We start from the raw sequence: 20952 nt of genomic DNA on the forward strand, positions 1-20952 counted from the left end.
TTAATTAAGCGTATAGCGGGTTTGTTTTCTCTGTGTCGATGTCGAATTTCTTAATTGCTTCTGCAACTACAGATTTCTCAACTTCGCCACGTTTCGCTAGTTCAGTTAGCGCTGCTACTACTACGTAACCTGCGTTCACTTCGAAGTGACGACGTAGGTTTTCACGGCTGTCTGAACGACCGAAGCCATCAGTACCAAGAACTTTGAAAGACTCAGCAGGAATGTATGCACGAACCTGCTCTGCGTAGTTCTTCATGTAGTCAGTTGCTGCGATAGCAGGTTCAGTACCCATTACTGTTTGGATGTAAGGTACTTTCGCTTCCGCTTCTGGGTGAAGCATGTTGAAACGCTCTGCATCTTGGCCATCGCGAGTTAGTTCGTTGAATGACGTTACAGAGTAAACATCAGAAGCAACACCGTAATCTTCGCTTAGGATTTGAGCTGCTTTACGTACTTCATTCATGATAGTACCAGAGCTCATTAGCTGAACTTTCGCTTTGTCGCCCGTGTAAGTTTCTAGCTTGTAGATACCTTTACGGATGCCTTCTTCAGCGCCTTCTGGCATTGCTGGCATTGCGTAGTTTTCGTTCATTAGCGTTAGGTAGTAGAACACGTTTTCTTGTTCTGGACCGTACATGCGACGGATACCGTCTTGCATGATTACTGCTACTTCGTACGCGAACGTTGGGTCGTAAGAAATACAGTTAGGAACCGTACCCGCCAAAATGTGCGAGTGGCCGTCTTCGTGCTGTAGACCTTCACCGTTCAACGTTGTACGACCCGCAGTTGCACCTAGTAGGAAACCACGTGCTTGTTGGTCACCAGCCATCCACGCCATGTCGCCAACACGTTGGAAGCCGAACATTGAGTAGTAGATGTAGAACGGGATCATTGGTAGGTCGTTTGTCGAGTATGAAGTCGCAGCAGCAACCCATGAAGACATAGCACCTAGCTCGTTGATACCTTCTTGTAGAACCTGACCTGAAGTCGCTTCTTTGTAGTAAGAAACAACGCCACGGTCTTCTGGTGTGTAAGTTTGGCCGTGCGGGTTGTAGATACCGATTTGACGGAACAGACCTTCCATACCGAATGTACGTGCTTCGTCAGCAATGATAGGAACGATGTTCTTACCAATGTTCTTGTTCTTAAGTAGAACGTTTAGCGCACGTACGAATGCCATAGTAGAAGAGATATCACGCTTCTGTTCTTCTAGTAGTGGCTTGAATTCTTCTAGCTCAGGAACGATGAATTCTTGAGTGAATTTTGGTAGACGCTGTGGCGTGTAGCCGTGTAGCGCTTTACGACGAGCGTGTAGGTATTCGTACTCTTTTGAACCTTCTTCAAGTTTCAGGTACGGAAGCTCTTTCACTGCTTCGTCAGTTAGGATGTCTTGAAGACCTAGACGATCACGTAGGTGTAGTACGTGAGTCATGTCCATCTTCTTAACTTGGTGCGCGATGTTCTTACCTTCAGCCGCTTCACCCATGCCGTAACCTTTAACAGTCTTAGCTAGGATTACTGTTGGACGACCTTTAGTTTCTGCCGCGTTTTTGTATGCCGCGTATAGCTTAGAAGACTCGTGACCACCACGCTTAAGTGCGAAGATTTCGTCGTCAGTCATGTCAGCAACAAGTGCAGCTGTCTCTGGGTACTTACCAAAGAAGTGCTCACGTACGTACGCGCCATCTTTTGATTTGAATGTTTGGTAGTCGCCGTCGATCGTTTCATTCATAAGCTGTAGAAGCTTACCAGTCGTATCTTTAGCTAGTAGTGAATCCCAGTTGTTACCCCAGATTACCTTCACTACGTTCCAACCAGCACCTTTGAACAGACCTTCAAGTTCTTGAATGATCTTACCGTTACCCATTACAGGGCCATCTAGACGCTGTAGGTTACAGTTGATTAGGAAGCATAGGTTGTCTAGTTTCTCACGCGCAGCGAAAGAGATAGCACCACGTGATTCTGGCTCATCCATCTCACCGTCACCTAGGAACGCGTAAACGCGCTGCTCTGAAGTATCTTTAAGACCACGGCCTTCTAGGTACTTAAGGAAACGAGCTTGGTAGATAGAAGCGATTGGACCTAGGCCCATCGATACTGTCGGGAACTGCCAGAATTCAGGCATCAGTTTAGGGTGCGGGTATGAAGGAATACCTTTGCCGTCTACTTCTTGACGGAAGTTGTCTAGCTGCTCTTCAGTTAGACGACCTTCAACGAATGCACGTGAGTAGATACCTGGTGAAATGTGACCTTGGTAGTAAACTAGGTCGCCACCATCCTTCTCGTTTGGTGCACGGAAGAAGTGGTTGAAACATGTCTCGTAGAACGCAGCAGAAGACTGGAAAGACGCCATGTGGCCGCCTAGCTCTAGGTCTTTCTTAGATGCACGTAGAACGATCATGATAGCGTTCCAACGAATAATTGAGCGAATACGACGCTCAAGTGTTGTGTCACCTGGGTATGCTGGTTCTTGGTCTGCAGGAATCGTGTTGATGTAGTTAGTTGTGATACCTGTTGGCATATCAACACCGTCTAGACGTGCTTTATCTAGAACTTGCTCTAATAGGAATTGAGCACGCTCTAGACCTTCTTCACGTACAACTGACTCAAGCGCTTGTAGCCATTCTTGAGTTTCCAGTGCATCTACGTCATGCTTCATATCAGACATGGCGATCTATCCTTCTGTTGGTTGGATCTACTTATTTAAGTAACGCTCTTACGAGTCATTACCCTGCTGAATTCGACGTAGAGAACGCTCTCGTCGAGACTCTTCTCGAGTCAAATCCAACAATGTTTCTTCGATGTAAGCCAAGTGCGAGTGGGACATTTCTCGCGCCTTTTCAGGCTGACCAGAAACAATCGCATCCACGATATTGGCTCGGTGTTTACTGACTTTCTCGACCGCTTCTGGGCGGCGACGTAGTAATTTAAAATTTTGTAGAATATTTTGCTCAAGCAAAGGCGCTAAGCTTCGAACAATGTGCAACAGAACCACGTTGTGCGCGGCTTCTGTCAAAGCGATCAAAAATTGCATCACTTCCGCAGATTCAGCTTCGATATCGTTGTTTGCTTGCTCTTGGCTAATGCGCTCAAGGCAACCTTGAATACGCGCAAAATCTTCTTCGGTACCACGTAAAGCTGCAAAGTAGGCTGAAATTCCTTCCATCGCATGACGAGACTCAAGCACATCAAGCTGGGTTTCAGAATGACTAGACAACAAATTCAACAAGGGATCTGAAAAGCTCTTCCAGATATTCTCACTTACGAATGTTCCGCCACCTTGGCGACGAGTCAACAAACGCTTCGCTTCCAAGCGTTGAATGGCTTCTCGGACTGAAGGACGAGACACATCGAACTGTTTTGCCAGTTCACGCTCTGGAGGCAGTTGTTGCCCCGGAGACAATGTTCCTTCCACTATCAACCTTTCTAACTCTTGTTCTATAACATCAGAGAGTTTTGGCTGACGAATCCTTTGATAAGCCATAATTTATTGTTCTTCTACTCTTGCAGGTAATTGGTAATACCAATTTTAAGTTGGTGCAGAAATTAACATAATTAAAACGCCACTGTCCAGCCGAAAATTGACCTAAATCATAGAACGAGCTTACTTCCAACACTCTGATAACAATCGACTGTTAAAACAGCAATAGAATTGGTATGACCAATTACATAAAGCATACAAATGGGAAGTCGACGTGCTAGCAGTTTTGGAAAAGAAATACAGAAAATGACAAAATTATCAGTCTATTTATTCACCAAAACGGCATGTACGAGCGTAAGAATGTAGTTAACTTTTAACAATCATTAATATTTCTGGTATCAAAAAAAGGCATACCTGATCGTATGCCTTATTTATTTCGCTTTTTTGAATTTACACTTTCGCTACAAATCAACGCTGTATAAGCAGTCTATATTTCACCCAATCAAAGCTTAGACCAGGATCGCTTTTTCTCAAGGGCGCAATATATTGATGACCGGTAATTCGTGGCGGGGTGATTTGAGGATAAGACTGCATAATCACCTCAGTGATCTCTGCAAGTGATTGATATTGCGCTTCTGTGTAGGCAGTAAATTCTGTCCCTTCAAGCTCGATACCAATGGAATAGTCATTACAACGCTCCCTGCCTGCGAAACTGGATTGACCGGCATGCCATGCTCTATCAAGAAAAGAAACAAATTGAACAACCTCGCCGTTTCTTTTAATCAAGCAATGTGCAGAAACGCCCATTTTGTGAATAACTTCAAAAAATGGATGTTCATTTGGGTCTAGCTTGCCAGTGAAGAAGTCCTCTATATATGGTCCACCAAACTGCCCAGGAGGCAAACTGATGTTGTGTACCACCAGCAGAGAGATGTCGTTTGTATCAGAGCGAGCATCAAAAAATGGTGACGGAACATGCTTTGCCTGTGTCAGCCAGCCATTCTCGATAATTGGGCGCATATCAACCTCTCTACTTTGCAAATTAACTGCTGAAATTATTGACACCGGAGAGTATCATTCGTTGCCATCTCCCTTTCAAGACAAGATTTGCGATGAAGAACACACACAACATTCAAGAACGCCTAGAATACCTTAAACAACAACTCCCTTTAGAGATCACTCGCTCTGTCGCTGATACCTTAAAAGAAGATCTAGGTGGCAGTGTCGACGCAGATAATGACATTACTGCATCTTTGATCCCTGCCGATGCGGTTAATACCGCAACGATTATTACTCGTGAGTATGGTGTGTTCTGTGGTCAAGCATGGGCAGATGAAGTTTTTAAGCAGCTCGGTGGCAAGGTCAGTATTGAATGGCACGTAAAGGACGGCGATAAAGTCGAACCTAACCAAACCCTTTGCACGCTGACAGGCCCTGCTCGTGACTTGTTGACTGGTGAGCGTAACGCAATGAACTTCATCCAAACGTTGTCTGGCTGCGCAACAGTTACCGCAGAGTACGCTGAAAAAATCGCGCATACTGAGTGTCGTCTACTAGACACACGCAAAACCATTCCTGGTCTGCGTAGCGCACTAAAATACGCCGTGACGTGTGGTGGTGGCTTTAACCATCGCATCGGCGTGTTCGACGCTTACCTCATTAAAGAAAACCACATTATTGCTTGTGGTGGCATCACTCAAGCCATCCAAAAAGCGAAAAAGCTTAACCCAGGCAAACCGGTAGAAGTAGAAACGGAAAGCTTAGAAGAGTTGAAACAAGCGATAGAGGCTGGTGCCGACATCATCATGCTCGATAACTTCACAAAAGAAATGATGCGTGAAGCCGTAGCGATTAACGCAGGTCGTGCCGCTTTAGAGAACTCCGGCAACATTACGCTAGAGACCATCGCAGAATACGCAGAAACCGGTGTCGATTACATTTCGGTAGGCGCGTTGACTAAGCATTTAAAAGCGATGGATCTTTCGATGCGCTTCAAATAATAAAAGCAACAAATCTGAAATTACTTCAACTAACTCAGTGAGTTGTGAGTAATTCATCATTTAAAAGGGCCAATTGGCCCTTTCTTTTTATCCACTAAAAAAATAGTACTACTCGCAAAACTCTGCATGCGATATGCAACTTTTCACCAAAGAGTTTTATCTCACTCGAGAGCCCATCCCTTCCCCATTTTCAACCTTTATGAAGTCTCCATAATCCTTCGCTAATGCAAGGGCATTATTTATTTCATTAAGAAGGAAAGAAAATGAAACACAGTAAACAGAAAAAACAGCAAGGCTTTACGTTAATTGAATTGATGATTGTGGTAGCAATTATTGGTGTGTTATCAGCAGTCGCAATCCCTGCATATAAAGACTATGTCGCAAAGTCAGCTGTAACCTCTGCTGTGGGTACTTTAAAGTCATTACTTACTAATGCTGATTTATATACTCAGAACAACACCACAGCTACTTCCGACTTAGGAGACATCGGTGGGAACGCTACTATGAACGCCCTTGGCAATATTACCGCATCAATTGAAGGTGCTGGAGCAGCCTCAAACGCAAAATCTACACTCAAATTTGTATTTAATACTGGCAATGCTGCAGCAGGTGACATCGAATATGCTAGGACACCAAACACACCCTGGGGCTGTACAAATAATACTAACCCAAAAGTATCTATTGATAGCTGCCCATAATGCAAACCAACCTCTCCACGATTCTTCGTCAAAAAGGACTATTGGCTTTTTCCCAAGAAGAATCGTTGCTTGAGCAAGTCAAAGCTTCTGGCATTTCGATGCCGGAAGCTTTGCTCAGTTCAGGGTTATTTACATCACGCGAACTCACTGAACATTTAAATTCTATTTTTGGATTAAATCAGCCCGAGTTATCTCAGTACGAGTACGCCTCGCTTTGTCAGCAACTTGGCCTTAGGGAATTAATCACACGGCATAACGCACTCCCACTCCAGCGTACACCTTCAACGTTATTATTAGCCGTTGCCGACCCCACGAACCAACAAGCAGAAGACGATTTCCGCTTTGCCACTGGTTTACAGATTGAATTGGTGTTGGCGGATTTTCGTCAACTCAGCGCGGCAATTCGACGCTTATATGGTCGTTCATTGAGTCATGAGAAGTCCGGGTTAAAAGAGATCAACCAAGAAGAGTTAGCCAATCTGGTTGATGTGGGCGCAGATGAAATCGACAACATTGAAGACTTGAGCCAAGATGAGTCTCCTGTTAGCCGTTACATCAACCAAATTCTGTTGGACGCTGTGCGCAAAGGCGCATCCGATATCCACTTTGAGCCTTATGAAAAGATGTACCGTGTGCGCCTACGCTGTGATGGCATCTTAATTGAAACACAGCAGCCACCAAGCCACTTAAGTCGCCGCTTATCCGCTCGTATCAAAATCCTCTCTAAACTTGATATTGCAGAGCGACGTTTACCACAAGATGGGCGTATTAAGCTCAAGTTGAATCAAGACACCGCAATTGATATGCGTGTATCCACGCTACCGACTCTATTCGGAGAGAAAATTGTACTACGACTGCTCGACAGCAGCTCTGCGTCATTGGATATCGACAAGCTTGGTTATAGCGAACAACAAAAACAATTGTACTTGGATGCGCTGCGTCGCCCACAAGGCATGATTCTGATGACAGGCCCAACCGGGAGCGGAAAAACCGTTTCTCTGTACACTGGGCTGAGTATCCTCAATAAGCCAGAAATCAACATTTCCACGGCAGAAGACCCAGTAGAAATTAACTTATCGGGCATTAACCAAGTTCAAGTTCAGCCTAAGATTGGTTTTGGTTTTGCCGAAGCCCTGCGCTCTTTCTTACGTCAAGACCCGGATGTGGTAATGGTCGGTGAGATTCGTGACTTAGACACCGCCGAAATCGCTATAAAAGCATCGCAAACCGGTCACTTAGTACTTTCAACCTTACATACCAATTCTGCGGCTGAAACGGTTATTCGTTTATCAAACATGGGCGTAGAAAGCTTTAACTTGGCCTCATCTCTTAATTTGATTATTGCCCAGCGCTTGGCCCGTAAACTGTGCTCGCACTGTAAACAATCACAAGAGCTTACCGTTCAGCTACAACATCTTGGAATTCAAGCAAGCGACAACATTTTTAAAGCCAATCCCGATGGATGTAATGAGTGTACCCATGGTTATTCCGGCCGAACGGGAATTTATGAAGTGATGCGCTTTGATGAATTTCTTTCCGAAGCGCTTATTAAAGGCGCCTCAGTACATGAACTAGAAAAACTCGCCATCGCAAATGGTATGAGCACGTTACAAATGTCGGGCATAGAAAAACTCAAACAAGGGATCACAAGTTTTAGTGAACTACAGCGCGTACTTTATTTTTAATCCTTTAATCAGCAGTCACCTCTATGAAAAGCACTACAACACAACTTAAAAACTTCCGCTGGAAAGGCATCAACAGTTCTGGCAAAAAGACGTCTGGACAAACCCTCGCGATGACAGAAATTGAAGTACGCGAGCGTCTAGACGCACAGCACATCAAGATCAAGAAGTTAAAGAAAAGCAGTATCTCGTTTCTCACTAAACTCAGCCATCGCGTGAAAGGCAGAGACATCACGGTGTTTACCCGTCAGATTTCGACGATGTTGATAACCGGTGTACCCTTAGTTCAGGCTTTAAAATTGGTCTCAGAAAATCATAAAAAAGCAGAGATGAAATCCATTTTGATGAGCGTGACACGCGCCGTTGAAGCGGGGACGCCCATGTCAAAAGCCATGCGCACTGCAAGTGAACACTTTGACCCACTCTATACCGATCTTATCGCCACAGGTGAGCAATCCGGTAACTTAGCAGAAGTGTTCGAGCGCTTAGCCACCTACCGAGAAAAAAATGAACAACTCCGTGCGAAAGTGATCAAAGCACTGATTTACCCAGCGATGGTAGTGCTAGTAGCGTTAGGCGTGTCGTTTATCATGCTCACCAAAGTCATTCCCGAGTTTGAAAAAATGTTTGTTGGTTTTGGTGCTGACTTACCGTGGTTTACCAGGCAAGTATTAGATCTTTCCGCCTGGACACAAAACTGGAGTCCGTTTATCGCACTAGGCTCCATTAGTTTATTCATTTCGGCGAGAATCCTCTCTAAGCGTTCAGATTCTTTTCGCTTAATGCTCAACCGCTCTGTGCTTAAATTTCCTGTCCTGGGCCCTGTATTATCAAAAGCCGCTATCGCCAAATTTAGTCGAACACTCGCCACAAGCTTTACAGCGGGCATTCCAATTCTAACCAGTTTAAAAACTACATCAAAAACATCAGGAAACTTGCACTATCAACTCGCCATAGAAGAAGTTTACCGTGATACCGCCGCAGGTATGCCAATGTATGTAGCCATGCGCAACTGTAATGTGTTCCCTGAATTGGTGTTACAAATGGTTATGATCGGTGAAGAGTCTGGTCGACTTGACGATATGCTCAATAAAGTTGCAACAATCTACGAGTTTGAAGTCGACAACACCGTCGACAACCTTAGTAAAATTCTAGAGCCACTAATTATCGTTTTTTTAGGTATCGTTGTTGGCGGATTAGTGACAGCAATGTACTTGCCAATCTTTAACTTAATGAGTGTATTGGGCTAGAATGAGCTGTTAACTCCTTTAAAACAGCATCTTGCTGATTTCACTCATCGCTCAAGAGACAAATATGGAAGTATTCCAGTACTACCCTTGGCTATTCGTTGTGTTTGCCACCATCTTCGGTCTTATCGTGGGTAGCTTCCTCAATGTGGTTATTTATCGACTACCTAAAATCATGGAACTAGAATGGCGACGCGAATGTGCCGAGTCATTTCCTGAATACAAAATAGAACCTCCTAAAGAAGTGCTGACCTTGAGCGTCCCACGCTCCTCCTGCCAGAAATGCGCAACACCGATACGTATTCGCGACAACATTCCTGTGATTAGCTGGCTGCTTTTAAAAGGCAAATGTCACAACTGTCAGACAACCATTAGCACACGCTATCCACTGATTGAACTGCTCACTGCATTCTGCTCAGGCTTTGTCGCTTACCACTTTGGTTTTAGTTACTTTACCGTTGCACTACTCTTTTTCACTTTTATCTTAATCGCTGCAACATTTATCGATCTCGATACTATGTTGTTACCTGACCAATTAACATTACCATTAACTTGGGCTGGCATTGCCTTAGCATTAGTCGAAATAAGTCCTGTTACTCTACAAGATTCTGTCATTGGTGCTATTGCTGGTTACCTATGTCTCTGGTCCGTTTACTGGGGCTTTAAGCTACTTACTGGTAAAGAAGGAATGGGATATGGTGATTTTAAACTACTAGCAGCACTAGGGGCTTGGCTGGGCTGGCAGTCACTGCCGATGATCATTCTACTTTCTTCTGTGGTTGGCATCGTATTTGGCATCATTCAACTACGCTTGCAAAAGCAGGGAATTGAAAAAGCTTTCCCTTTCGGTCCTTACTTAGCAATTGCTGGTTGGATAAGCTTAATTTGGGGCGAGCAGATTTTAAACTGGTACTTTACTTCAGTTCTAGGAGTGTAAATGGCTTTGGTTATTGGTTTAACAGGTGGTATCGCTAGTGGAAAAACAACCGTCGCGAATCTGTTCAAACAACAATTTAAAATCGATATCGTTGATGCCGACATTGTAGCAAGAGAAGTTGTCGAACCAGGTACTCCCGGCCTAAACGCGATTATTGAACACTTTGGTCACGATATCGTTCGTGAAGACCAAACTTTAGATCGCGCAAAGCTGAGAGAAAAAATCTTTTCGAATTCAGATGAAAAAGCATGGCTCAACGCACTGTTGCACCCGATAATTCGTGAAAAGATGATCGAAGATTTGCAGCAAGTCACTTCAGAGTATGCGTTACTTGTGGTGCCGTTGCTCGTAGAAAACAAGCTAGATAGTTTGTGTGATCGCGTTCTTGTCGTCGATGTAGAACCGAATACACAGATATCTCGCACGATGAAACGAGACAATGTGAGTGAAGATCAAGTTCGCGCCATCCTTGCCTCTCAAGCATCAAGAGAGCAAAGGCTCGCGCTTGCAGACGATGTGGTTAAGAATAATCCAAGTGACCCTGATCTTTTGCTTCAAATCACAGATTTGCACGAAAAGTACCTAGCCATGTGTAAGAAAAATCTGCGAAAATAGGAACGAAACTCACAAAGGCTTATGTCGATGACCACGCACAAATTTGAACATCCGTTAAATGAGAAAACTCGTATTTATCTAAGAGTGGAGTCTCTGCTGCGTCAGGCTCACTTGGCCTCTGGGTTTAGCGAAAATCATCAGTATCAACTGTTTTTCCGTGCGTTATTCGATATGGTTGAGATCTTCGAACAAATCCAACTGAAAAGTGAACTGGCTAAAGATCTTGAGAAGCAACGGCTGTCGTACCGCCATTGGCTCAATGTTGATGGTGTCGATCAAGACGCATTAAATACCTTGCTACAAGAGATAGATGTCGTTCATAGCCAACTAATGAGTGCTGAACGTTTTGGCCAAGCATTAAAAGAAGATCGCTTCCTAAGCTCTATCCGTCAACGCTTTAATCTACCGGGTGGTTCATGCTGTTTTGATCTGCCAGCATTACACTACTGGCTTCATCTACCTATTGAACGTAAAAAGCGTGATGCACAACAGTGGCAAGCAAGCTTAAAGCCCTTATCTGATGCGCTTTCGTTATGGTTAAAGCTCACTAGAGAGACCGGACATTTCAAAGCTCAAATCGGTCGTGCAGGTTTCTTCCAAAGTGACGCTGATGAAGCCAACATTCTAAGACTTCACATCCCAATGGAATATGGCGTGTATCCTATGATTTCAGGCCATAAAAACCGCTTTGCGATCAAGTTCATGTCGTTTGAAAACGGTCAAGCATGCACACAAGATATTGAATTTGAACTTGCTGTTTGCAGCTAAGACGACACTACGCCTCGCCTCCATAATCTAAAATTCAACGCTTTATTGCGCTTATATTTGATAAAATTTCGTAGCAGCAATAGCGCGTTGAATAAGCCATCTTTAATTCGTTTAGGTATACTACCCTTTAACACCAATTAGTAATGGGACGCTCAACTATGTCTAAAGTTACCATCGTTCAATGTCCACAATGTGGCGCCGACGTAGAATGGGGAGAACAAAGTCCTCATCGCCCTTTCTGCAGTAAACAATGCCAAATGATTGATTTTGGTGAATGGGCAGATGAAGAAAACACCATCCCAGGCGCACCCGATATGTCCGATAGTGATGGCTGGTCTGAAGACCAGTATTAAATTGAGACCTAGGGTAAAGGAATACCCTAGGTTCCTTCTTGGGGAATCTGAATCACGCTCCTTCGTCGCTGTCCAGAATGACGAATTTTAACCGCGGTACCCTGTAATCTTTGGCTATCAATTCCCGTCATTCCGAGGAGCCATAGCGACATCAGGAATCTATTCACAGCAAGGCAGAGGCGTGGAGTGTACATCAGTGCATGAGCATCGACAGTTCAGGTCGGGTGAAAAGAAACGAGCAAGCTAATTACACAAATAAAAAAACGGAGCCCTAAAAGGACTCCGTTTAAGATGAGAACGCTAGTTATAGCATTACTTCTTAGCAAGTTTCTCTTTGATACGAGCAGACTTACCAGAACGCTCACGTAGGTAGTACAACTTGGCACGACGTACTGCACCACGGCGTTTAACTTCGATGCTATCAACGATTGGAGAGTGTGTTTGGAACGTACGCTCAACACCTTCACCGTTAGAGATCTTACGTACAGTGAAAGCAGAGTGTAGACCACGGTTACGGATTGCGATTACAACGCCTTCGAAAGCCTGTAGACGCTCACGGTCACCTTCTTTTACCTTAACTTGAACTACAACAGTGTCACCTGGTGCAAATTTAGGTAGGTCTGATTTCATTTGCTCTTCTTCAAGAGCTTTGATGATGTTACTCATTTTTAAATTCCTAGAATAAACTGATACTAAATAAATTAGGTTACTTTGCGTTATGTTCTTTAATAGCTTTATGCTCATTAACAAACTCAGCAAGTAATTGTTCCTGTTCGTCAGTCAGAGCTAGGTTTTCCAGGAGCTCTGGTCTTCTTAGCCAAGTACGGCCCAACGACTGCTTGAGTCGCCATTGACGAATGTCCTTGTGATTGCCTGACATCAGTACCGCTGGTACCTCTTTGTCATCCAATACTTCTGGACGCGTATAGTGAGGGCAATCTAACAAGCCATTTGCAAAAGAGTCTTCTTCTGCTGACGCGAAATCCCCTAGTACACCCGGAACAAACCGAGAGACAGAGTCGATTAACGTCATGGCTGGTATCTCACCACCCGTCATCACAAAATCACCAATCGACCATTCTTCGTCGACTTCAGATTGAATGATGCGCTCATCTACCCCTTCATAACGACCACAAATCAGAAGCAAGTTCTCATTCGTTGCCAGTTCTTCCACTCCTTTCTGGTCGAGCTTGCGACCTTGAGGAGAAAGGTAGATGACTTTCGTCTTGCCCGGTGAGGCTGCTTTCGCGGTATGAATGGCATCGCGCAAAGGCTGAACCATCATTAACATACCAGGGCCACCACCGTAAGGTCGGTCATCGACTGTGCGATGTTTGTCGTGAGTGAAATCTCTAGGATTCCAAGTCTCAATCGACAAAAGACCTTTTTTAACCGCTTGACCTGTTACTCCAAAATCAGTAACAGAACGGAACATTTCTGGAAAAAGGCTAATAACGCCAACCCACATGTTTATCTCGCTCTGTAATTTTGGAGATTAGAATCCAGGATCCCAGTCAACTTCGATCCGTTGAGCTTCGCGATCAACATTAATGATCACTTGCTCTTCAAGGAACGGGATTAATCGTTCCTTCTGCCCGAAAGCATCTTTAAGATTTGCTTTAACAACCAGAACATCGTTTGAGCCAGTTTCTAGCATGTCAGTAACAACACCTAGATCGTAACCTTTAGTGGTTACAACTTGCATCCCAAACAATTCGCGCCAGTAGAACTCATCTTCTGACAATTCAGGAAGTACCGCAGGGTCAATAGCAATTTCAAAGTTCGTCATTAGATGCGCGTCTTCACGAACATCCATGCCTTCCAGCTTAGCCACCATACCTTTGTTATGACGCTTCCAGCTTTCTACTTTGTACTCAACCCACTTGCCCTTTTGGTTAATGTACCAAGGGCTGTAATCGAAAATGCTTTCAGCATTGTCTGTGTAGGAAAAAACCTTAAGCCAACCACGAATGCCGTAAGTAGCACCAAACTTGCCTACAACAATCTTTTCGTTGCTCATTGTTTCTTTACCTTTCATCGACATAAACTAGTTTCTACTTTTCAAGTAAAAAATTAAGCCGCTTTTTGAGCGTCTTTAACTAGCTTAGCAACACGGTCAGATACTGACGCGCCTTGACCAACCCAGTGGTTAACGCGGTCTAGGTCTAGACGTAGACCTTCTTCTTGACCTTTAGCAGTTGGGTTGAAGAAACCAACTTTCTCGATGAAACGGCCAGTTGCAGCGTTGCGGCTGTCCGCTACTACGATTTGATAAAATGGACGCTTTTTAGCGCCGTGACGTGCCAAACGAATGGTTACCATGTCGTCCTCTTTGCTTTCTCAAAAATAAAATTAACCCCAAAAACCATTCAAGAAATTAAACAGTTTGGGGTCTCGTGCCAAAATAAAGCTCCGGAATTTTACTCTTCTCCCGGAGCAATGCAAGGAGTTTAGTTACTTTTTCACCAACATAAATTGAATTTAAAGTTTGTGACGTAGCTAACACCCTGAATCTATGCGTGATCGATTAATTAACGACCAAATGGGTTGAAGCCACCGCCACCACCCATGCCGCCCATCATGCCTTGCATGTTGCGCATCATGCCTTTCATGCCACCTTTTTGCATCTTTTTCATCATTTTCTGCATTTGGGTGAACTGTTTTAGTAAGCGGTTTACATCTTGAACCTGCACACCAGAACCAGCCGCGATACGCTTCTTGCGCGAGCCCTTGATAATTTCTGGGCGTTGACGTTCTTTCATTGTCATGGAGCTGATGATCGCTTCCATCTGTTTGAACATCTTGTCATCGACTTTATCTTTCACATTGTCTGGTAGCTGGGACATTCCTGGAAGCTTATCCATCATCCCCATCATGCCGCCCATGTTTTGCATCTGGCCTAGCTGTTCACGGAAATCTTCAAGGTCGAAACCTTTCTTCTCTTTGAACTTCTTCGCTAACTTTTCTGCCTTTTCTTGGTCAACGTTGCGTTGTAGGTCTTCAATCAAAGACAGAACGTCACCCATGCCAAGAATACGTGAAGCAACACGATCTGGGTGGAACGGTTCTAGCGCGTCAGTTTTTTCACCGACACCCAAGAATTTGATTGGTTTGCCCGTGACATGGCGTACTGAAAGTGCCGCACCACCACGAGCATCACCATCAACCTTAGTTAGAACTACACCGGTAAGAGGTAGCGCATCGCCAAAGGCTTTTGCTGTATTTGCTGCATCTTGACCCGTCATGGCGTCAACAACAAATAGCGTTTCTACTGGGTTGATAGCTGCGTGAAGATCTTTGATCTCCCCCATCATCTCTTCATCAATTGCCAAACGACCTGCGGTATCGACAATCAATACGTCGTAGAATTTTTTCTTCGCATGGTCAATCGCTGCATTGGCGATATCAATAGGCTTTTGGTCTGGTGATGATGGGAAGAAGTCAACACCGATGTCTGATGCCAGTGTTTCAAGCTGCTTGATTGCCGCAGGACGGTAAACGTCGGCAGACACAACCAAAACTTTCTTCTTGTCACGTTCTTTTAGAAGCTTAGATAACTTACCTACCGATGTGGTTTTACCCGCACCTTGTAGACCAGCCATAAGAAGCACAGCAGGTGGTTGAGCAGCAAGGTTTAGCGCCTCATTCGACTCACCCATTACGGCTTCAAGTTCTGTTTGAACGATCTTGATAAATTCCTGACCTGGAGTCAGAGATTTAGAAACTTCTACGCCCACCGCTTTTTCTTTAACGCGGTTCACAAATTCACGAACGACCGGAAGCGCAACGTCAGCTTCAAGTAGAGCCATTCGGACTTCACGTAGGGTTTCTTTAATGTTGTCCTCGGTCAGACGACCTTTACCACTGATATTTTTCAGCGTTTTGGATAATCGATCCGTTAAATTCTCAAACATCTTTGTCTCTTCGCTAAAATGGCGATTAATTAGTGTGAGTATACATTAGCCAAGGTCTGAGTCATACCCGTACCGCTGTCCTATTCTTGTCTCTATTTATATATGGTGCGGTAACTTATTAATTTCAATATCTCATCTCTCACGATTGATGTCGGATATAACGTAGCCCCAAAGTGTAATGCAAGGTATAATTCCTCCATCGTGCACAATAATATTTAGGATTCATGGATAGCTTAATAGCCATCGCGGCCGCCATACTTTATGTCTTGGCGATTGCGACCATCATACCCGGACTCTCACAACAGTCAGGAATCAAAGCAAAAACAGTGTTTGCTAGTGCTGCCTGTGCGCTTGTTTTTCATGCGTGGATTTTGAGTGATCTGATCTTTGATGGTTCAGGTCAAAACCTGAGTATTCTCAACGTGGCTTCTTTGATCAGTTTTATTATTTCTCTGGTCATGAGCCTTGCTATGTTGAAAAACCGACTGTGGTTTTTATTGCCTGTCGTTTATAGCTTTGCTGCCATCAATTTATCTGCTGCCACATTTTTGCCAAGCACGTTTATAAAGCACCTAGAGAATGACCCTAAGCTACTCATTCATATTTCATTTGCGCTCTTCTCATACGCGACTTTAACTATCGGGGCACTCTATGCGCTTCAGTTGGCTTGGCTGGATCACAAACTGAAAGCAAAAAAATCTTTGGCGATTAACCCAAACCTGCCGCCTCTATTAATGGTGGAGCGTCAACTCTTCAAAATTATTTTGATCGGTAACTTATTGTTAACTGCCACGCTCATTACTGGCTTTGTCTTTGTGCAGGATATGTTTGCCCAAGGTAAGGCACATAAGGGCATTCTTTCTTTCATCGCTTGGGTGGTGTACTCAATACTGCTTTGGGGTCACTATCAAAAAGGCTGGCGTGGTAGAAAAGTCACATGGTTCGCTGTTGCAGGAGCAACACTGTTAACTCTGGCATATTTTGGCAGTCGCTTTGTAAAAGAAATCATCTTGAATTAAGGAGCTCTAGGGCTCCTATCCTTTATATTTTAGGCTAGATAAAATACAGTACGCCTTAACTCTTTGACTTAACGGACTTACTCAACCGTTATATAACCCAATACTTACAAGGAACAGCAACGTTTTGGACGACATCTCTACGGGTATCTTGTTTGCGCTACTCGCGTGTCTTATCGTCATATCAGGTTACTTTTCCGGTTCAGAAACAGGGATGATGTCTCTGAATCGTTATCGCTTAAAACACTTAGCCAAAAACGGGCATAAGGGTGCTAAGCGAGTCGAAAGACTATTAGACCGTCCAGATCGTTTGATTGGTCTTATTCTTATCGGCAACAACCTCGTTAATATTCTCGCGTCCGCGATCGCGACCATTATTGGTATGCGTTTGTATGGTGATTTAGGTGTCGCTATCGCAACCGGTGCACTAACTATTGTTGTATTGGTTTTTGCCGAGGTTACCCCTAAAACAATTGCAGCGCTTTACCCTGAACGTGTGTCCTACGCGAGCAGTATATTATTGACCATACTGATGAAGTTACTGTCGCCTTTAGTGATGCTTGTTAACTTTATTACGAATGGCTTTATCCGCTTACTTGGTGTAAGAGCGGATCACTCAGCAGAAGATCATCTTAGCTCCGATGAGCTGCGTACGGTGGTAAATGAAGCTGGCGGTTTGATCCCTCGCCGACACCAAGACATGCTAGTGTCTATTTTAGATCTTGAGCACGTCACCGTGAACGACATTATGGTCCCACGCAATGAAATTACCGGTATTGATATTAACGACGACTGGAAATCCATTGTTCGCCAGCTAACACACTCACCACATGGACGCATAGTTTTCTATCGTGACCAAATTGATGAAGTGGTTGGCATGCTGCGCTTGCGTGAAGCTTATCGTCTGATGTTGGAAAAGAACGAATTCAACAAAGAAACGCTATTACGTGCTGCTGATGAGGTCTATTACATCCCAGAAGGCACACCACTGAACGTGCAAATGTTGAAATTCCAACGCAACAAGCAACGTATCGGTCTGATCGTGGATGAGTACGGTGATATCATCGGTCTAATCACTCTTGAAGATATTCTGGAAGAGATCATTGGTGAGTTCACGACGTCAATTTCTCCAAGCCTCTCTGATGAAATCAGTCCTCAAGGTGACGGAAGCTTTCTTATTGAAGGCAGCACCAATATTCGAGATATTAACAAAGGCCTGAAATGGGATTTACCAACGGATGGCCCAAGAACGTTAAACGGTCTTATTTTGGAGCACCTGGAAGATATTCCAGAGAGCCATTTAAGCGTGAGAGTAGCGGGTCACCCAATGGAACTTGTTGAGATTGAAGAGAACCGAATCAAGCTCGTTCGTGTTTATCCGAAGAAGAAAAAATCGACATCCAAATAACCAAAAGAAAAGCCTGACTCATGTCAGGCTTTTTTACTTATTGGGGCAATATGCTTCTTAATGAGCACCTAGTCGATGCGCAACTCTTTTAACATCGACTCAGGCAAAGCAAGTTCATCATTTTTGTTCACCGAAACACCAGCATCCAAAATGTTCTTTGCGATCTGTTGTGCTTCTTTTAAAGAGTGCATTGCTGCCGTGCCGCATTGGTATTCGTTAAGTTCAGGGATCTTATTCTGACTTTCTACCTTCAGCACATCTTCCATTGCTGCAATCCAAGCATCTGCGACTTGCTGCTCTGATGGTGTGCCAATCAGGCTCATGTAAAAACCTGTGCGGCAACCCATAGGCGAAATATCGATGATCTCAACAGAATCATCGTTTAGGTGATTACGCATAAAGCCTGCATAAAGGTGCTCTAGGGTGTGAATACCTTTTTCAGAAAGAATGTCTTTGTTTGGCGCAGTAAAGCGTAAGTCGAAAACAGTAATCGTATCCCCTTTTGGGGTCTGCATGGTTTTCGCCACTCGTACAGCGGGTGCATTCATACGAGTGTGGTCCACGGTAAAACTATCGAGTAAAGGCATTACATCTCTCCTGATTGTAACTCCAGTACCTTTCGGTAATGGATAAATGTCATTCATCCCTACAGCACATGAACAGACTGTGGGCTAAAAGAACCAGCTGCTGTTGTCTTCTAATTCCTGACGACATTGCTTCAGCTGCCAGCCATAAGTTTTCGCTGTTTGTTCAACACGTCGAGCGACTTTGATTAAACTAGGTTTTCGATTATAAGTGCCTCGCTTATATCCACCTCGCCCTTCATGATAAGCCAGATACTGGTTATAGGGATCCCATAATGAAATCCCTAGCTGACGCCGTGTTTCATGAGTGTACCAACCGACAAACATCATAGAATCATCGAAGTTGGTACGAGAGCCCCCCTGACCTGTCGCATCTTGGAAGTCTTCCCAAGCAGGGTCTTGAGCTTGAGCATAACCATACGCACTGCTGACTCGTCCCCAAGGAATAAACCCTAGCAAATAATCTTTAGGTGGTTTTGCATCGTGCCGAAAGCTGCTTTCTTGTTTAATGATGGCCATAGCGACATGAATAGGGGTCCCCCATTCATCTTCCATATCTTTGGCATCATCGTACCAACCGGATTTCTCTCGGAATATCTCGCATAAGTTATTCTGCTGCTTTGGCGGTGCCGTAGCACAACCTGCAAGTAACACGCTTCCAAGTACCGCTACTACTAACGACTTAATGTTCAACCCCACCAATCCTTAGTTAGTCATTACTGCTTCAGGTAAGCAAAGTAATCTTCCAAAAAATCATCAAAAGAAAGCATGTCACTCTGCTCTGCTTGCTTTTGTTTTTCCACGGACGACGCAACTTCCGTTTCCATCGTATCTTGTGAATAGTACTGATAACCGTGAGCTAGGTTTTCATCACGGTACTTCATACCAAGAGTACAACCGACTTTACCTAGCCCACCCAGCTCTTTCGTTAGCTCTAATAGTTGACCAGAGATCGTTAGTTCTGGGTTATCAATCCATGTCTCGAGTTGATTACACACATCTTGGTATGCACTGCCACCAGCGGTCATATCCATTTGCTGTGCTATTTGACGTAACTCGACGAAAACTCGGTGTGCCCAATCTTGTAGAGATAGACGCTCACCTTGGCAACCAATTTGCAGCATTAGACCTTTTTCACGGCCTGAAACAATGACTTTATTCCAGTTATCGCGCCAACACTCTAATTCACAGTTATCCATAGGGTCTGAGTCTGACAAGGCCGCCCAGGTAAGGAAGAGATCCAAGAATCGTACTTGCTCTTCATTTAAGCCCACTGCGCTGAATGGGTTAACATCTAGAGAACGAACTTCAATGTATTCGACACCACCGCGTCGTAACGCATCTGAAGGCTTCTCACCACTTTTCGATACACGTTTTGGACGAATCGGAGCGTACAGTTCATTCTCAATTTGTAAGATATTGGAATTAAGCTGGCGGTATTCACCATCCACTTTTACCCCAATTTTCGCAAACTCTTCTGATGGGTGGCGAATCGCATCACTCAAACCATCGAGGTATTGGTCAATACTGTTAAAACCAATTTTCAGCACACTTTGTGCACTATTGGTATAGCCAAGATCGCTCAAACGCAAAGACGTCGACTTCGGCAAATATAATGTCCCGCCAATCTTCTCGAATGGCAGATCGGTTTCACGTCCTTGAATAAAAGAGCCACATAACGCTGGCGATGCACCAAAGAAGTAGGGAATCATCCAGCCAAAGCGGTAGTAATTACGGATCAACGCAAAGTACGCATCAGACTTAGCATCTTGGCGGGCTTGTTCATCTTGCTCGCCATAGAGCGCATCCCAAAATGTTTCAGGAAATGAGAAGTTAAAATGGACACCTGAAATTATTTGCATCAGGCTGCCATAGCGACGCTTTAGGCCTTCTCGGTACAGCGTTTTCATTTTCGCTGCATTCGAAGAGCCATACTGGGCTAACTGAATATCATCCTCTGAGCCGACGTAGCAAGGCATTGATAGTGGCCACATTTTCTCTTCACCCATTTTGGTTTGAGTGAAATGATGGATATCTTTCAGCTGTGCCATCAGTTCTGGAATTTCATGTGACACAGGCGTAATGAACTCTAACAATGATTCCGAAAAATCCGTTGTGATCCATTGATTTGTGAACGCAGAGCCTAACCCTTCAGGATGAGGAGTTGTAGCTAGATGTCCATCCTGACGATAGCGCAAAGTTTCTCGCTCAACACCGCGTCCAAACTGCTTAAATACTTCGGGGTTTGATGCAACTTTTTTTAGTCGCGCAGCAAAATCAGTCAAAATGAGGTTCGCTTATATTGGGAG

21 protein-coding genes are annotated in these 20952 nt (G+C 44.3%); 10 read left to right on the plus strand and 11 right to left on the minus strand.

Annotation, left to right across the window (positions count from 1 at the left end; translation table 11 throughout):
* Window positions 1-4: 4 nt before the first annotated feature.
* The 3 genes from aceE to ampD all read right to left on the minus strand — a co-directional run bounded on the left by aceE (window position 5) and on the right by ampD (window position 4441).
* Complete coding sequence (aceE, locus tag R7F07_RS03170) at window positions 5-2668, minus strand: pyruvate dehydrogenase (acetyl-transferring), homodimeric type (protein WP_005386612.1); 2664 nt, start codon at window positions 2666-2668, stop codon at window positions 5-7.
* Window positions 2669-2716: 48 nt separating this feature from the next.
* The gene (pdhR, locus tag R7F07_RS03175; protein ID WP_005379989.1) at window positions 2717-3484 is read right to left on the minus strand and encodes a pyruvate dehydrogenase complex transcriptional repressor PdhR; all 768 of its coding nucleotides are present in this window, start codon (window positions 3482-3484) and stop codon (window positions 2717-2719) included.
* Window positions 3485-3889: 405 nt separating this feature from the next.
* Window positions 3890-4441: a 1,6-anhydro-N-acetylmuramyl-L-alanine amidase AmpD gene (gene ampD / locus R7F07_RS03180; protein WP_005379985.1), complete on the minus strand. Its 552-nt coding sequence runs from the start codon at window positions 4439-4441 to the stop codon at window positions 3890-3892.
* 92 nt (window positions 4442-4533) lie between these two features.
* On the opposite strand from ampD, the gene nadC reads away from it, so the two are divergent.
* The 8 genes from nadC to yacG all read left to right on the plus strand — a co-directional run bounded on the left by nadC (window position 4534) and on the right by yacG (window position 11721).
* A complete protein-coding gene (gene nadC, locus R7F07_RS03185; protein ID WP_171343193.1) occupies window positions 4534-5421 on the plus strand; it encodes a carboxylating nicotinate-nucleotide diphosphorylase in 888 nt (295 codons plus the stop codon).
* 263 nt (window positions 5422-5684) lie between these two features.
* Window positions 5685-6119, plus strand: coding sequence for a type IV pilin protein (locus R7F07_RS03190; protein ID WP_029803401.1), 435 nt, complete (start codon window positions 5685-5687; stop codon window positions 6117-6119).
* Window positions 6119-7804 (plus strand): type IV-A pilus assembly ATPase PilB, encoded by a 1686-nt coding sequence (gene pilB, locus R7F07_RS03195; protein ID WP_115386281.1) that lies wholly within the window; start codon window positions 6119-6121, stop codon window positions 7802-7804. Before R7F07_RS03190 ends, pilB begins: the two co-directional genes overlap by 1 nt.
* A 23-nt stretch (window positions 7805-7827) precedes the next feature.
* The gene (locus tag R7F07_RS03200) at window positions 7828-9051 is read left to right on the plus strand and encodes a type II secretion system F family protein (protein WP_171343192.1); all 1224 of its coding nucleotides are present in this window, start codon (window positions 7828-7830) and stop codon (window positions 9049-9051) included.
* Between the two features lie 64 nt (window positions 9052-9115).
* Window positions 9116-9985 (plus strand): prepilin peptidase, encoded by an 870-nt coding sequence (locus R7F07_RS03205; RefSeq protein ID WP_025768182.1) that lies wholly within the window; start codon window positions 9116-9118, stop codon window positions 9983-9985.
* Entirely contained in the window at window positions 9986-10600 is a 615-nt protein-coding gene (coaE, locus tag R7F07_RS03210) for a dephospho-CoA kinase (RefSeq protein WP_017635920.1), read from the plus strand. It begins immediately after the preceding gene.
* Window positions 10601-10627: 27 nt separating this feature from the next.
* Entirely contained in the window at window positions 10628-11368 is a 741-nt protein-coding gene (gene zapD, locus R7F07_RS03215; RefSeq protein WP_017820392.1) for a cell division protein ZapD, read from the plus strand.
* Between the two features lie 158 nt (window positions 11369-11526).
* Complete coding sequence (gene yacG / locus R7F07_RS03220; RefSeq protein WP_017635922.1) at window positions 11527-11721, plus strand: DNA gyrase inhibitor YacG; 195 nt, start codon at window positions 11527-11529, stop codon at window positions 11719-11721.
* Between the two features lie 312 nt (window positions 11722-12033).
* Here yacG and rplS read toward each other — a convergent pair whose 3' ends face one another.
* From rplS to ffh, 5 genes are all read right to left on the minus strand, one after another.
* Window positions 12034-12387, minus strand: a complete 354-nt coding sequence (rplS, locus tag R7F07_RS03225; protein ID WP_005379971.1) for a 50S ribosomal protein L19 — start codon at window positions 12385-12387, stop codon at window positions 12034-12036.
* Window positions 12388-12427: 40 nt separating this feature from the next.
* Window positions 12428-13189, minus strand: coding sequence for a tRNA (guanosine(37)-N1)-methyltransferase TrmD (trmD, locus tag R7F07_RS03230; protein WP_005385420.1), 762 nt, complete (start codon window positions 13187-13189; stop codon window positions 12428-12430).
* Window positions 13190-13216: 27 nt separating this feature from the next.
* Window positions 13217-13765 carry a ribosome maturation factor RimM gene (gene rimM, locus R7F07_RS03235; protein WP_005379964.1) on the minus strand — a complete coding sequence of 183 codons (549 nt, stop codon included), beginning with the start codon at window positions 13763-13765 and terminating at the stop codon, window positions 13217-13219.
* Between the two features lie 29 nt (window positions 13766-13794).
* On the minus strand, window positions 13795-14043 hold the full coding sequence (gene rpsP / locus R7F07_RS03240; protein ID WP_005379962.1) for a 30S ribosomal protein S16: 249 nt from the start codon (window positions 14041-14043) through the stop codon (window positions 13795-13797).
* Window positions 14044-14252: 209 nt separating this feature from the next.
* On the minus strand, window positions 14253-15635 hold the full coding sequence (ffh, locus tag R7F07_RS03245; protein ID WP_005385423.1) for a signal recognition particle protein: 1383 nt from the start codon (window positions 15633-15635) through the stop codon (window positions 14253-14255).
* A gap of 224 nt (window positions 15636-15859) precedes the next feature.
* Between ffh and R7F07_RS03250 the strand changes: the two genes are divergently transcribed.
* Together R7F07_RS03250 and R7F07_RS03255 are read left to right on the plus strand one after the other, a co-directional pair.
* Window positions 15860-16654, plus strand: coding sequence for an inner membrane protein YpjD (locus R7F07_RS03250; protein ID WP_005379950.1), 795 nt, complete (start codon window positions 15860-15862; stop codon window positions 16652-16654).
* 124 nt (window positions 16655-16778) lie between these two features.
* Window positions 16779-18059: an HlyC/CorC family transporter gene (locus R7F07_RS03255; protein WP_171343191.1), complete on the plus strand. Its 1281-nt coding sequence runs from the start codon at window positions 16779-16781 to the stop codon at window positions 18057-18059.
* 68 nt (window positions 18060-18127) lie between these two features.
* Here the strand turns inward: R7F07_RS03255 and luxS are convergent, their stop codons facing one another.
* From luxS to gshA, 3 genes are all read right to left on the minus strand, one after another.
* A complete protein-coding gene (gene luxS, locus R7F07_RS03260; protein WP_005379945.1) occupies window positions 18128-18646 on the minus strand; it encodes an S-ribosylhomocysteine lyase in 519 nt (172 codons plus the stop codon).
* Between the two features lie 84 nt (window positions 18647-18730).
* Window positions 18731-19336: a hypothetical protein gene (locus tag R7F07_RS03265; protein WP_171343190.1), complete on the minus strand. Its 606-nt coding sequence runs from the start codon at window positions 19334-19336 to the stop codon at window positions 18731-18733.
* 23 nt (window positions 19337-19359) lie between these two features.
* The gene (gshA, locus tag R7F07_RS03270; RefSeq protein ID WP_064368762.1) at window positions 19360-20928 is read right to left on the minus strand and encodes a glutamate--cysteine ligase; all 1569 of its coding nucleotides are present in this window, start codon (window positions 20926-20928) and stop codon (window positions 19360-19362) included.
* Between the last annotated feature and the right edge of the window lie 24 nt (window positions 20929-20952).

Origin of the sequence: Vibrio sp. YT-16, from assembly GCF_033337405.1 — a bacterium.
GTDB classification, from domain to species: Bacteria; Pseudomonadota; Gammaproteobacteria; order Enterobacterales; family Vibrionaceae; genus Vibrio; species Vibrio alginolyticus.

Coding starts and splice junctions, on each gene's coding strand:
- aceE (WP_005386612.1), bottom strand. CDS start 2,668: ATGTCTGATATGAAGCATGACGTAGATGCACTGGAAACTCAAGAATGG.
- pdhR (WP_005379989.1), bottom strand. CDS start 3,484: ATGGCTTATCAAAGGATTCGTCAGCCAAAACTCTCTGATGTTATAGAA.
- ampD (WP_005379985.1), bottom strand. CDS start 4,441: ATGCGCCCAATTATCGAGAATGGCTGGCTGACACAGGCAAAGCATGTT.
- nadC (WP_171343193.1), top strand. CDS start 4,534: ATGAAGAACACACACAACATTCAAGAACGCCTAGAATACCTTAAACAA.
- R7F07_RS03190 (WP_029803401.1), top strand. CDS start 5,685: ATGAAACACAGTAAACAGAAAAAACAGCAAGGCTTTACGTTAATTGAA.
- pilB (WP_115386281.1), top strand. CDS start 6,119: ATGCAAACCAACCTCTCCACGATTCTTCGTCAAAAAGGACTATTGGCT.
- R7F07_RS03200 (WP_171343192.1), top strand. CDS start 7,828: ATGAAAAGCACTACAACACAACTTAAAAACTTCCGCTGGAAAGGCATC.
- R7F07_RS03205 (WP_025768182.1), top strand. CDS start 9,116: ATGGAAGTATTCCAGTACTACCCTTGGCTATTCGTTGTGTTTGCCACC.
- coaE (WP_017635920.1), top strand. CDS start 9,986: ATGGCTTTGGTTATTGGTTTAACAGGTGGTATCGCTAGTGGAAAAACA.
- zapD (WP_017820392.1), top strand. CDS start 10,628: ATGACCACGCACAAATTTGAACATCCGTTAAATGAGAAAACTCGTATT.
- yacG (WP_017635922.1), top strand. CDS start 11,527: ATGTCTAAAGTTACCATCGTTCAATGTCCACAATGTGGCGCCGACGTA.
- rplS (WP_005379971.1), bottom strand. CDS start 12,387: ATGAGTAACATCATCAAAGCTCTTGAAGAAGAGCAAATGAAATCAGAC.
- trmD (WP_005385420.1), bottom strand. CDS start 13,189: ATGTGGGTTGGCGTTATTAGCCTTTTTCCAGAAATGTTCCGTTCTGTT.
- rimM (WP_005379964.1), bottom strand. CDS start 13,765: ATGTCGATGAAAGGTAAAGAAACAATGAGCAACGAAAAGATTGTTGTA.
- rpsP (WP_005379962.1), bottom strand. CDS start 14,043: ATGGTAACCATTCGTTTGGCACGTCACGGCGCTAAAAAGCGTCCATTT.
- ffh (WP_005385423.1), bottom strand. CDS start 15,635: ATGTTTGAGAATTTAACGGATCGATTATCCAAAACGCTGAAAAATATC.
- R7F07_RS03250 (WP_005379950.1), top strand. CDS start 15,860: ATGGATAGCTTAATAGCCATCGCGGCCGCCATACTTTATGTCTTGGCG.
- luxS (WP_005379945.1), bottom strand. CDS start 18,646: ATGCCTTTACTCGATAGTTTTACCGTGGACCACACTCGTATGAATGCA.